This is a genomic window from Empedobacter sp. UBA5987 (genome assembly GCF_002429865.1).
Classification (GTDB): Bacteria; Bacteroidota; Bacteroidia; order Flavobacteriales; family Weeksellaceae; genus Empedobacter; species Empedobacter falsenii_B.
In genome coordinates this window covers 13,195-26,292 of record NZ_DJBB01000079.1, presented here as the reverse complement: position 1 = coordinate 26,292, position 13,098 = coordinate 13,195, and the positions used below count along the sequence as shown (strand labels likewise).

11 protein-coding genes are annotated in these 13,098 nt (G+C 29.1%); 7 read left to right on the top strand and 4 right to left on the bottom strand.

Going from position 1 to position 13,098, the window contains the following annotated elements:
• The first annotated feature begins 31 nt into the window (after window positions 1-31).
• Window positions 32-1,045 (top strand): hypothetical protein, encoded by a 1,014-nt coding sequence (locus tag B3J26_RS13555; protein ID WP_291061187.1) that lies wholly within the window; start codon window positions 32-34, stop codon window positions 1,043-1,045.
• Between the two features lie 37 nt (window positions 1,046-1,082).
• Here the strand turns inward: B3J26_RS13555 and B3J26_RS13550 are convergent, their stop codons facing one another.
• On the bottom strand, window positions 1,083-2,144 hold the full coding sequence (locus B3J26_RS13550) for an acyl-CoA reductase (protein ID WP_291074825.1): 1,062 nt from the start codon (window positions 2,142-2,144) through the stop codon (window positions 1,083-1,085).
• Window positions 2,145-2,206: 62 nt separating this feature from the next.
• Between B3J26_RS13550 and B3J26_RS13545 the strand changes: the two genes are divergently transcribed.
• The 6 genes from B3J26_RS13545 to B3J26_RS13520 all read left to right on the top strand — a co-directional run bounded on the left by B3J26_RS13545 (window position 2,207) and on the right by B3J26_RS13520 (window position 7,792).
• Window positions 2,207-2,557, top strand: a complete 351-nt coding sequence (locus B3J26_RS13545) for a 4Fe-4S dicluster domain-containing protein (protein WP_114999046.1) — start codon at window positions 2,207-2,209, stop codon at window positions 2,555-2,557.
• A gap of 163 nt (window positions 2,558-2,720) precedes the next feature.
• Window positions 2,721-2,930, top strand: coding sequence for a hypothetical protein (locus B3J26_RS13540; RefSeq protein ID WP_280037216.1), 210 nt, complete (start codon window positions 2,721-2,723; stop codon window positions 2,928-2,930).
• On the top strand, window positions 2,927-3,394 hold the full coding sequence (locus tag B3J26_RS13535) for a hypothetical protein (RefSeq protein WP_280037217.1): 468 nt from the start codon (window positions 2,927-2,929) through the stop codon (window positions 3,392-3,394). The genes B3J26_RS13540 and B3J26_RS13535 overlap by 4 nt, the downstream gene beginning before the upstream one ends.
• Before the next feature lie 5 nt (window positions 3,395-3,399).
• Window positions 3,400-5,067, top strand: a complete 1,668-nt coding sequence (locus tag B3J26_RS13530; protein ID WP_291074824.1) for an ABC transporter ATP-binding protein — start codon at window positions 3,400-3,402, stop codon at window positions 5,065-5,067.
• Window positions 5,068-5,079: 12 nt separating this feature from the next.
• A complete protein-coding gene (locus B3J26_RS13525) occupies window positions 5,080-6,393 on the top strand; it encodes an HlyD family secretion protein (RefSeq protein ID WP_125349676.1) in 1,314 nt (437 codons plus the stop codon).
• A complete protein-coding gene (locus B3J26_RS13520) occupies window positions 6,377-7,792 on the top strand; it encodes a TolC family protein (RefSeq protein ID WP_185144165.1) in 1,416 nt (471 codons plus the stop codon). The genes B3J26_RS13525 and B3J26_RS13520 overlap by 17 nt, the downstream gene beginning before the upstream one ends.
• 130 nt (window positions 7,793-7,922) lie before the next feature.
• Here B3J26_RS13520 and B3J26_RS13515 read toward each other — a convergent pair whose 3' ends face one another.
• The 3 genes from B3J26_RS13515 to B3J26_RS13505 form a co-directional block, all read right to left on the bottom strand.
• Window positions 7,923-10,271 carry a T9SS type B sorting domain-containing protein gene (locus B3J26_RS13515; RefSeq protein WP_291074823.1) on the bottom strand — a complete coding sequence of 783 codons (2,349 nt, stop codon included), beginning with the start codon at window positions 10,269-10,271 and terminating at the stop codon, window positions 7,923-7,925.
• Between the two features lie 423 nt (window positions 10,272-10,694).
• The gene (gldG, locus tag B3J26_RS13510) at window positions 10,695-12,365 is read right to left on the bottom strand and encodes a gliding motility-associated ABC transporter substrate-binding protein GldG (protein ID WP_280051512.1); all 1,671 of its coding nucleotides are present in this window, start codon (window positions 12,363-12,365) and stop codon (window positions 10,695-10,697) included.
• A 4-nt stretch (window positions 12,366-12,369) separates the two neighbouring features.
• Complete coding sequence (locus B3J26_RS13505) at window positions 12,370-13,098, bottom strand: ABC transporter permease subunit (protein WP_219034141.1); 729 nt, start codon at window positions 13,096-13,098, stop codon at window positions 12,370-12,372.

Here is a 13,098-nt window from a genome sequence, read left to right as displayed (position 1 = left end):
ATAACTTATATTTAGTTAATTAATAAAGTTTATGAAGAAATTATTTTTTTTATTTATAATATTTTCAATATCGCTTAATGCACAAATTATTAATCTTAAAATTTTAGATTTTGATAATTTGCCTCTTGATGACGCGGATATTTATTTTAAAACTTCGACAAAGAATTTCATTTCTGATATGGAAGGGAAGGTAGTTGTAGATTTATCAAATGTTAGTGGAAAAGATGAATTAATTATTTCCAAAAAAGATTATCAAGATGTAATTATTAAAGTAGCTGATTTGAAAGCTGATTTGAATGTTAAACTTGAAAAAATTAATGTAATTGAACTAAAAGAGGCTTTTGTATCTAATTTAAAAGTTGAGGATATTCTGAAAAAAGTAATCGATAATTATGAAGCAAATTATAATGTCGAAAAGTATTATTATTTAGTTGATTTTACTCAAGATGTACATTATGATAGTTTAGAAAGAGAGTATATTAATTTGGATTTAGAATTTAAATTTAATAAAGATAATTTGAAGATAAAATCAAGTAAAGAACCAAATAAAATTATTGATGTAAAAAGAGATAGAAAGGTTTATATAGTTTTAAGTGATTATTTTAAAAATATTTCAATTGGGAAAAATTTAAAGCAAATACTCAATAATATTTCTGAAAACAAATATACTGTTAATCAATTGTTGGTTTCAAAATATTCAGAAAATACAGTTTATGTAATTACTTTAGAAAATGAAACAAAGCAAGTTTTATTAACAATAGATAAGTCTACTTTTGCAGTTATTGATTTTATTTCGAAGGCAACTCAAGTGAAAGATAAATATTCAGGTTTAGCTGAAATAAGTTATAAATTCAGACCATATCAAGATAAATGGATATTAAAAGAAAGTTCTGTGTTTTCGAAATTAAATGTTGATTTAGGTAAAGAAACAAATGTTAAAATTGATATTAAATTGAAAGTAGGAGATTTTAGTCTAAATTCTTTCAAAGGTTTTAATAAAACTATTAATCCATATAAAGATTTAAGACTAAATTTTAAAGAATAATAAAAAACCTTCACAAATTTGTGAAGGTTTTTTAGTTTTATAACTCCGCCAAAAATTTCAACGTATCAATATTATCGGCATAATCTGTTAATTTAGGGAATTGAGTTTGCCCAAATTCAACATAATTCGGATTATCTTTCATGTCATTTCCTATCACGCATTGTATTTGATTTTCATTTTCGATCAAATAATTTTTTACATCATTTATATCTTTATAAACTTCAAAATTTACAACTGCAATTGGAGAATGTAAAGCTGTATCTTTTTTCATTAGAACAAAATTATTGTCTAAAAATTCATCTTTTCCTAACAAAAATATTGCACGATTATAATCGTAATTATTTGCATATTTAGGATGGTTAATCACATCACCCCAAGAAAAAATAGCTTCGAATATTTTTGGTAATTGTGCTTCATCTTTTACATAAAGTTTCGTCACATTTCGGCAACCTAATCCAAAATAAATGAATAAGTCGTTACCCAATTTTTTCAATTCTTCATCAGTTTCCGAACCATTCAATACAGCAACCGAAGTTCTATTTTTACGAATAATGTTAGGAACTTTTCCAAAATATTGTTCAAAATAACGTGCCGTGTTATTACTTCCAGTTGCAATAACTGCATCAAAATTTTCTAATCGTTCAACAGTTTGAATAATCAATTTGAAATTTTCATCAATCGAATACAAATATTTTATCGCTAATTTGATTAATTTATCATCTTTAGATGAGGTTTTGATTAACGCATTATTTCCAGAAATAACAACAGAAAGCAAATCATGAAAACCAACCAAAGGTAAATTTCCTGCCATTATAATTCCAACATTTTTTGGTGTTTCAGCAAATGGATAATCTTTCGTCCAAGCCAATAAATTTTCTTCCGTTAAAGCTTCTGCCCAACTTTTCAAGGCTAACGTAATATTATCTTTTGTAAACCAATTGTTGTAGGCTTCTGCATCGCTCACCGCATATTCAGCTTCTTCTTTCCAATTCTCGAATTTTTCTGTCAGTTCCGCGTCTTTAATTGAATCATTATTTATAATAAAATTAAAAAACTGCCCCAATTCGTTAAATGCTGAAATCCTTTGTTCAAATGTCATTTTTTCTGAAAATTAAATGTAATTTTGTAGTTGCAAATGTAGGAAATAAAAAAACAGATACAATGGCTATAATTATTACAGATGAATGTATAAATTGTGGAGCTTGTGAGCCAGAATGTCCAAATAACGCGATTTATGAAGCTGCGGTAGATTGGAAATATTCTGATGGAACTTCTCTTAGCGGAACAATTGTAAACGTAGACGGCGCAACTTTTGACGCTGATGCGGTGCAAGATCCTGTGAGTGATGAGGTTTATTACATTGTTCCCGATAAATGTACTGAATGTAAAGGTTTCCACGAAGAACCACAATGTGCGGCAGTTTGTCCGGTGGATTGTTGTGTGCCTGATGATAACCACGTAGAAAGCGAAGAGCGCCTTTTGAGCAAAAAAGCGTTTATGCACTTAGAGTAAAATCGTCACAACTTTACATATCATAACCTCGACTTTTAGAAGTCGAGGTTATGATATGTTCAATTTTCTAATCACATTTTAATATTATTCTAATCGGATAGTAATACTATTATAGCGTATAGTCTTGTATTTTTGATAGGAAAGATTAAATAAATAAAAACGGATGAATTTTCAGTTGAAATTCAGTGTAAACGAAAAACTATATCTTAAAAATCCAGAAAGTAGCGAAGTTGGAAAAACTATTGTAAAACAAGCAATAGAGCTGATTTTTGAAACAGGATTTGAACATTTTACATTCAAAAAATTGGCGGTAAAAATAAATTCTACAGAAGCTACAATTATCGTTATTTTTCTTCAAAATATAAATTATTGACCTATATTTTGAATTGGTATTGGTCTTACATTGAATTTATTTGCGAATTAAAAACGAAAGAGATTAAAAACTCATTAGAAAAATTAGATAAGATATTAGAGATTATTACACATTATGATAATTCTTGTGAAGAAGTGGAAGATTATAATATAAAGAAGCTTCATACCATTGTAATATCAGAAAGTAGTAAATCTTATCTCGTAAAAGAAGTAGATAAAATTTGTAAAGAAATGGTTTTTGCTCCATTAGAAAGTCTTTGCAAATTTATTGCGGTAATCATAGAAGAAGTTAAAGGAGATTTTCCTTATCCTTTTTCTTTAGCAAGTACATTATTAGAAACTGCGCACGATCAACATTTTTTTAGTGAACATTTACCTAATCTTACAGATAATCATCAAGAACAGAATCACACAGTTTATGTGTTAGATTATTTAAAATATATTACGTCAAACTTTATCAAATAAACACAATGGCATCAATATCAGCAAGCGAACACGGTAGAAAACTGCTTCGCTATATTACAAAAGAGAAAAAAGATGTAACAAATATTTATTTCTATGCAATACTAAATGGACTTGTGTCTTTAAGCATTCCGTTAGGTATACAATCTATTATTGGGTATGTGTTAGGAGCAACAATGGTTACCTCTATTTATATCCTGATTTTCTTTGTTGTAATCGGAACTTTCTTTGTAGGATATTTTAGATTGAAAGTAATTGAAATTATCGAAAAAATTCAACAAAAAATATATGTAGAATTTTCGATGGCTTTCGCAGATAAATTACCTAAAGTAAACTTATCAACTACTAGAAAGTATTATTTACCAGAGTTAATGAATAGATTTTTTGATATTCAGAATTTTCAAAAAGGAGTTTCAAAAGTTCTTTTAGAAATACCAACGGCATTAATCCAAATTCTGTTTGGTATCTTATTATTAGCTTTTTATCACCCTTGGTTTTTAGCATTTGGAGGACTTGTAGTTATATCTATTGTTATGATATTTTACTACACAATGGAAAGTGGAATAAAATCTAGTATAGAAGAAAGTGATAAGAAATATGAAACGGCAGCTTGGATAGAAGATGTCGCAGCTTCTGTAAAAACATTTAAAATACATTCAGAAAAAGGAACGCATCTTATTGGAACAGATGACCGTGTTTCAGATTATTTAGATGATAGAACTTCTCACTTTAAAGTACTAGTTTTCCAATACAAAACAGTAATTGCCTTTAAAGTAATAATTACGTTTACAATGTTAGCTATAGGTACTTACCTTATGTTGGATCAGCAATTAAATATTGGGGCATTTATTGCAACAGAAATTGTTGTTTTAACAATTATGGCCGCTGTAGAAAAGTTAATTGTTAGTTTAGAGAGTTATTATGATATGATTACTTCTTATGCTAAGCTTACTAAAGTAACAGAATTAGACGAAGAAGTTGAAGGAGATATAGAACTTTTATACAAAAAACAAGGAACAACAATTGAGTTTAAAGATGTAGAATTTGCCTTTAATGATAGTCCTAAAATTTTAGACAATATAAACTTTAAACTTCAAGAAAATACATTAACAGTAATAACAGGAAAAACAGGTACTGGGAAATCACTTCTTTTAAATATGTTGGCTGGTTTTTACGAATCGAGCTCAGGAAGTATTCTTTACGATAAAATTCCATTGAAAAACTTAAATAAGAAACATTTCAGAAGTAGTGTTGGACTTTATTTAGAGAGTGCAAAAGTTGTTCAAGGAACTGTTCAAGAAAATATTCTTTTAGGAAATACACAAAGCAATACACAAAGTATTATAGAACTTTCTGATGAATTAGGAATAGAAAATATTTCTAATTTATTTAGTAAAGGTTTTGCAACAGAAATTAGCGAAACAGATTCGGAACTTTTATTTAGTTCTAAAAAGAAAGTACTTCTTCTTCGTTCATTATTAGGAGAAAAGAGATTATTGCTTTTAGAGAATCCTATGAGCGGAATGTCAGATCAATTTCAAGAAAAAATGATTGAGTATTTAAATGGCTTAAAAAAGCATACAACTATTGTTGTTGTGTCGTCGAATAATAAGCTTATCCGATTTGCAGATCAACATCTTCATTTAGAAGATGGAACACTTAAAGTTATTTCATAAAAATTAAAGAAAATGCAACTAAAATCATTCGATAAAATATATCAAATTCGTAAAAAATCGAGAGTTAAAAGATGGTTTTTATTCATTCTTTTAGCCGGAATTGTTACGTTGTTTCTTCCTTGGACACAGAATATAAAAGTTAAAGGAAATGTTTCATCTTTATATCAATCTCAGCGTCCACAACAATTAAATTCTCCAATTCCTGGACGAATTATTAAATGGAATGTAAAAAATGGAGATTATGTTTCTAAAGGAGATACACTTTTACAACTATCTGAGATAAAAGAAGATTACATGGATCCTTTGTTAGTACAGCGTACAGAAGAACAAGTGGATGCAAAAATAGGCGTAAGAGAATTTTATAGAGCTAAAGTTGGTACAGCAAAAAATCAATTAGAGGCTTTAAATGCAGCTAGAGATTTAAAATTAAATCAGGTTAAAATTAAAATTAGTCAGTTAAATAACAAATTAGTTGGAGAAGAAGCTGAATTAGTTGCAGCAACAAATGAGCTAAAACTTTCTGAAGATCAGTATGCAAGACAAAAGAAAATGTATGATGAAGGTTTAGTTTCATTAACACAATTTCAACAAAGAAGTATTTCTTATCAGAATTCGATTGCGAAGAAAACAGCTTATGAGAATAAAGTTTCACAAACGAAACAAGAAATCATTAATACACAAATTGAGCAAAATGCTGTAACACAAGATTACAATGAGAAATTAAGTAAAATTGAAGGAGAGCGTTTTCAAAGTATGGGACAAATTGAAGGAAGTGATGGAGATATTGCAAAACTTCAAAATCAAGTTGCGAATTATAAAGCAAGACAAGGTTTATACTTTATTATTGCTTCTCAAGACGGTCAAATAGTTCAGTTGAACAAAGCTGGTATTGGAGAAGTATTAAAAGATGGAGAAAACATTGGTACTATTGTTCCTACGAAAGTAGATTATGCTGTAGAGATTTATGTTCGACCAGTAGATTTGCCATTGGTAAAAGAAGGACAGCGTGTAATGTGTATTTTCGATGGTTTTCCAGCAATTGTTTTCTCTGGTTGGCCAGATTCTAGTTATGGTGTTTTTTCAGGAAAAGTTGTTGCTGTAGAAAGTAATATTAGTCCAAATGGTCTTTTTAAAGCATTGGTTATTGAAGATAAAAATGAGAAAAAATGGCCAACAAAAATTAAGATGGGAACAGGAACACAAGGAATTGCAATTCTTAACGATGTTCCTATTTGGTACGAGTTATGGCGAAATATAAATGGATTTCCACCAGATTACTACGAGGTTGCAAATACAAAAACAACAAAAGATGAAAAAAGTAAATAAGGTATTCCTTGTTTTAGTTTTATTAATTTCTCACTTTAGTTTTGGACAGGATTCTTTAAAAATATCTTCATCAGAATTTATTTCAGTGGTGAAGAATTATCATCCACTGGCTTTAAAATATCAACTTCAGAATAAAATAGCATTGGAAGAAATAACAAGAGCAAGAGGTGGTTTTGATCCTGTTTTAGCAGCAAAATTAGGAGAAAAGAATATTGATGGAACAAGGTATTATGAACAAAAAAATATTGAACTAGGTATTCCGACTTGGTATGGAATAGATATTAATGGTAGTTACAATCATATACAAGGAGATAAATTAAGTAATACAGAAACTGTTGGAGGTTTATTTCAATTTGGTGTAACAATTCCTTTGGCTAAAAACTTATTGTACGATAAAAGAAGAGCAATGTTAGATCAGGCAAAATTTGCACTGAAAATGACAGAAGCTGAGCAAACGGTTTTAACAAACGACCTTCTTTTAGAAGCAGAAAATACCTATTGGGAATGGGTTCAGAATTTTGAAATTTATAAATTAAAATCTGAAATTGTTGACATTAATAAAGAGCGTTTAGATTTTACAAGAAAAACATTAGATTTTGGAGAAGTACCTGCTATTGATACTATAGAAGCACTTTCTCAGTTGCAAAGTTTTGAATTGCAACGACAAGATGCTTTTTTAAATTTTGTAAAAAGTACACAGCAGCTTCAGTTATATTTATGGAAAGATAATCAACAACTGTATGAGCTTACAGCAATGATTTATCCTTCGGATGGATTAGAAAATCATTCAGCTTATTCTGATTTTGAGTTTTTAATTGACGAAGTAGAATCTCAAGAATTAGATGCGCATTCATCTATTTTATATTACAATCAAAAACAAAATATCTTAGAAAGTGAACGAAGATTAAAATTTCAGAGTTTTCTTCCTAAAATAGATTTTACGTATAATTTCTTTACGAAAGAGGGGTACTCAGCCGATTATTTACCATTCTTTGATAATAATTTTCAATATGGTTTAAAGTTAGAAATTCCGATATTTCTACGAGAAGCAAGAGCAAATTATGAAATAGCTAAAATTAAGCTGAATCAGAATGCTTTAGATACTCAGATAAAAAGTAGAGAGTTAGATGTTAAAATAGAGACCTATAAAAATGAAATTTTAAATTTTCATACTCAAATAAATCTTTCTCGAAATAATCTGCAAAATTATAGAAAGCTTTTAGATGCAGAAGAAACAAGGTATGGAATTGGTGAAAGTTCACTCTTCTTAATTAATTCACGCGAAAATAAAGTTATAGATGCTCAAGAGAAATTTATTTCTATTCGAACAAAATTTCTAAAAAGTTTTAATAAACTAAAATGGTTGAAAGAAAATTTTTTAGTTGCAACTACAAATTAAGGCATAATGCCTATTTATTATTTTCGTATTTGTTTGATTTATAATTTATTTATATTGAAAAATATAAGATTAAATTCTTTCAATTACTTGAAAAGTAAAAATTCCACTTCAAAAATGAAGTGGAATTTTTTTATTTATTCTTTAATAATATAGATCCTTGTAATTTATTTGGCACACTAGAATTTAATTCATTCCATTGCGCGAAGAACCAATAACTATCGGACGGTAATGGCGTTCCATTCAAATATTTTCCATTCCAAATAAATTGATTACTTAAAGAACCTTCAAAAATATTTTTTCCTTGTCTGTCAAAAATTCTAAAAACAGGATTTTCTTTGGTTGCTAAGAATGAGAAATCAACTTTATCATTCAAGCCATCACCATTTGGAGAAATAAAAGTATAAAAATCAGGAATAATAAACGTAGAACTTTTTATACATCCCTCTACAGTTTGTATTTCAATTTTATGAGAGCCTTTTGATACATTACTGAATATATTTGTGCTTACCCATTCTAATTCATCTATTCTGTAAAGAATAGGACTATTTCCGTTTATAACATTTACTAAAACATCATTCTTCGTAATATTTAAACTAATTCTTACAGGTTCACAAGGATCTGGAGCAGGAATTGTTTCAAAGGTATTGGTAGAACAAGAAACTGCTGGTCCAACAGTATTCGTAGCAGTTACTTTTACATAGTATGTTGTTGCGTGAGAAAGAGTAGTGGTAAGTGTAAAATTATCTACATCACCAACATTGTAATTATTTAAAATATCATTCCCATCAATAGTTGTTCCTATTGTAATTAGATACGCTGTTGCATCAGTAACTTTATTCCATCTAATTGTAGGAGTTAATGATACATTCTTTTCTCCGTTTGCAGGAGAATTTACAGTTGTACAAGTAGGTGCTGTTGGAATCTTTTCTGTCTTAAATCTATAAATTTGACAGTTTTCCTTTAAAATACCAATAAGTGTATTTTCTGGTTGTATTGAAACACTGTACCAAGTATTTGGTTTTAAGTCTGTAGTTATTCCAGTATAATTTATTGTACTAATAGAAGAATCTATTACCGTAGCTGTAACTACACTCGCTCCAAGTTCATCTGTAATTTTAAGTCTGTATTGACTAGCATTAGCAATTTTATTCCAAGAGATTATTGGTCTTAAGGTTACATTTTCCTCAGTGTCGTATGGCGAAATAATAGTCGGACAGTCGGGGAAAAATAGCTCACGATCAAATGTTAATTCGTAAGCACCTAGATCGACAGAATTTCCGTAATGTCTATTTCTTTTGTCTAAATCATGGAATAGAGAAGTAGCCCCACCAGCAACCTGTTGAAACAATTCTTCTTTACCAGCATTAAGTGCAGGACTAGGAATTTGTAAAGTATAATCACTATTATTATCAACAAAAAGAGGATCAATACCAATTAAATTATTAGAAGCAGAATATTCTTCTATAATATTGTTTGTAATATCATTTGTGAAAGAAGAAGAACCAATCGTTTCTGCTGCAATATCTTTTTTAAAGTCAGTAGATTTAGATGTGTTTAGATAGAAAATACTATTTACAACAGTTGTTTTAGAACCATCTTTAAAAAGAATAGCTGAGTTTGTATTTTTTACAAATGTAGCATTCGTTATAGCTAAGATATTTGCATTGTAAATAGCTCCACCATTAATTGATGCTTTATTGTTACTAAATAAAGAACTTAGAATTTTCAATTCATGATTACTTCCATTGTAAATACCACCTCCAATTTTTGCCGTATTATTCATGAAATGAATTCTATTTAAATAAGTTTTAGAAGTAGGTGTTGCGTAAATACCAGCACCATTTTCTTCTGCAGTATTATTAATAAAATAAATGGCAGTTAGATTAATATCGCTATTATCATTGTAAATTCCACCACCATTTCTAGTACTATAATTATTTTCAAAATTTAATTTTGTATCAAATCCAATACTATTTCCTGCAACTTGCTCCATCTCTAAATTAGTATCTTTCATATATAATGCAGCACCATTTAAATAGGACTTATTACCTGAAAAAGAAAAATTATCAATAACAGCTTTTTTAGAATTATTAACATACAATGCACTTGCATTAGTACCATTTGTAGAAGTGTAGTAGCTGTCTTTGAAATCAACAAAATCAAAATAAAAATCATCTACATTATTCACGTAAACAGCACTTGTGTTAGAGATATTAGTGTTTTTTACAATAATGTCTTTAAAATTTAATTTAGGAGTATTGATTACAGATATAGCACTACCTTCCTCTGATCTTGTTGTTAGATTAGCATTTTGAATGGTAAATGTGTTTAATTCAACTGTTCGATTATTCTCAAAACTGAATATTTTTGTTATGTTTTGACCATCGATAGATGTTAGTGTAGCATCACTAGAAACAATTTCAATAGGATTTCCTGTTTCGGGATCAATCTCATAAGAATATCCACCTGTAATTTTCACAGTTTGATAATTATTGAAATTAATCTTTTTATTAGTTTTTAAAATACCTTTGTAAAGTTTAACTTCTATAAAAAATCTATTGGTACTTGAATTTACTAAGTCAGCTAGGTTATCAAAAGACATAGCATTATCCCAGTTAGCTCAAGAACCATTTCCTGTTCTAGCTTCTCGAACATAGTATTGTCCAAATGAAAAATTAATTCCAAATAATAATAGTATTAAGTAAAAATATGTAGAGATAGCCCGCATTAAGTCTAGTTTAAATGTAATCACTAAAAATAAACAAATTATCGGATAAATTGCTTATTTAGAGCTTAGAAAGTATACATTTTTAAAAATAAGACTCTAATAAGTGTATTAAATTATTTTATTTTAATATTATTGATGGAATGAATCGTATATCGTCAATTTAAAATAGTCAATCTATTTACTATATCTCTTTTTTCTAATCCAAAATCCAATTCCAGCGAACAATCCAATAATAGCAGTTGGAACAAGTAAATTAATCATTTGCCAAGTCGATTTTTCTTGTAAAACAGTCGTTTCGCTCAACAAAGGAATCTCTAATTTACGATTGCGTAAAGCCAAGAAATCAGAATCACCTAATAAATAATCCATCGCATTCATTACAAATGTTTGGTTGGCGTATGTTTTCGGTTTTCCATCTGGGGTATCTGGTCGAACCGAAAATTTATTTTCTCCTAATTGCATTGGAATTCCTCTCCACAAAGCATTTTTCAAAACATCTCCGTCCGAAATAACGATCATTTTTCCGTCAGTAGTTTTCGGTTTGAAATTCGGAAATTCTTTACGTTCGTAACGCGAAGCATAAGCCGAATTGAAATTACCTTCTAACAAAACTGCCATCGGAATTTTACCCATTTTATATTCTTCAGGATTTTCGATTTCTACTTCGTTTAATTGAATATAATTTAAAGCAGGTTTCAAACTTGATTGTTCAGAAGAACTTAATAAAACAGTTTGTTTAATATTTGGATTTTTTAATAACTCGATTGGATTCGCAAATTGAAATAAAACATGATCGATCGAACTTGTAATTGGGTTTTCTTCACCTTTAATTCCTAATTCAAAATAAGGCCAATTGTAATAATTGTAACTTGTATTTCCTGCAGTTTCACCATCAGCCAAAACAATTTGCGCCCCATTCATATCCTTGATAACAGCTGGATGAATACGAACACCATAATTGAATAAGAAATCATTTAACTTCAAATCTCTTGGAAAAGCAACGATTTTTCCACTTCGGAAAATAGAATCCATTTCAGCATCGACAGTTTCCACAGCCATCATCATTTTTCCACCATTCATGATATATTGATCCAAAACCAATTTATCCATATCAGAAAAAGGTAATGTAGGTTTTGCGATAATTAAGGCGTCAAAACGTTTCAAACTATCCAAATCAGAAGGTTGTAAAGTAAACGATTTGTTTGCTATTGGATTAAGGTAGATCTCAACATCATATTTTTCTGACAAAGCAGAACCTAATCCTTGAATATTTACTTCTGGTAATTCGTCATGATGAACGATAAAACCAACTCTTTTGCGCTCAAAATTGGTTGATTTCTGAATTTTTTCTGCAAATAAATATTCTAATTTTTCAGTAGATGCTAATGCTAATTTTTCAAATGGAGTAGAAGGGTCATTCACTAAAACCTCCATATAAGTCGATTTGTCACCGTAAGTTAATTTTGCATACGGATAAACATTCAAAATTCCTTTGTCTGTTTTAATTGGAACTGGAGCTAATTTATTTTGCTCTAATTCGGCTTGTCCTAAATCTACAGGATCAACAAAAGAATAAGAAATATTACTATTTTTTTCGCGAAGTTCGTCTAATAAAAATTGAATTTCGTTCTTCAAAATTCTGTAATCACCTGTTAAATCTCCACCCAAAAGAATTTCAATTTTAAGCGGTTGTTTTACATTTTCTACTAACTTTTCGGTTGTAGAAGTTAACGTAAAACGTTTGTCTTTTGTCATGTCAATTCGCGTATAAAAAAATTGAGCAATGATAAAAAGCGCGATAAATGCGATGAAAGTAATTAGATGTTTTTTGTTTAATTTTTTCATGGCACTATTTTTTATTTTCAAGATTAACAATTGAAATTTGATTCAAGATTCCAATCAAAATCAAAAAGTAAAGTAAATCTCGTGTGTCAATAATTCCTTTCAAAAACTGGTTGTAATGTGTAAAACTTCCAATTTTTTGAACATAGAAATCCATCGAACCAAGTAAATTATATGACGCTAAACTTTCGAATCCATAAAAAATAATGAAGCAAAAGAAAACCGCCAAAACATAAGCCATTACTTGATTTTTGGTAATAGATGAAGTAAATAAACCAATTGCGGCGAATAAACTTCCTAGAAAGAAAAGTCCTAAATAACCAGAAAAAATTGTTCCGTAATCTAATTCTTGTTCGGGCATCAAAAATTCTTGCAACGTAATAGTGAACAAGAAAGTTGAAAGTAAACAAAAAACAACAACTGAAACGACTGCTAAATATTTGCCCCAAATAATTTGGTTATTTTTTATAGGTAGTGTGAATAACCACAATAGTGTTCCGTTTGCTTGCTCTTCTGCGATTAATTTCATCGTTAAAGCTGGAATCATGAATAGAAAAATCCAAGGTCCAACAAAGAAAAAACTACTTAAAGAAGCATTTCCAGTATTGAAAACATTGAATTCGTTATCAAAAAACCAAAGGAACAAAACCGAAACGATAACAAATGTTGCGGTTGCTAAATAAGCGTTGAAGCCTAAATAAAAATTGGAAAACTCTTTTTTGAAGATTGTCCACAT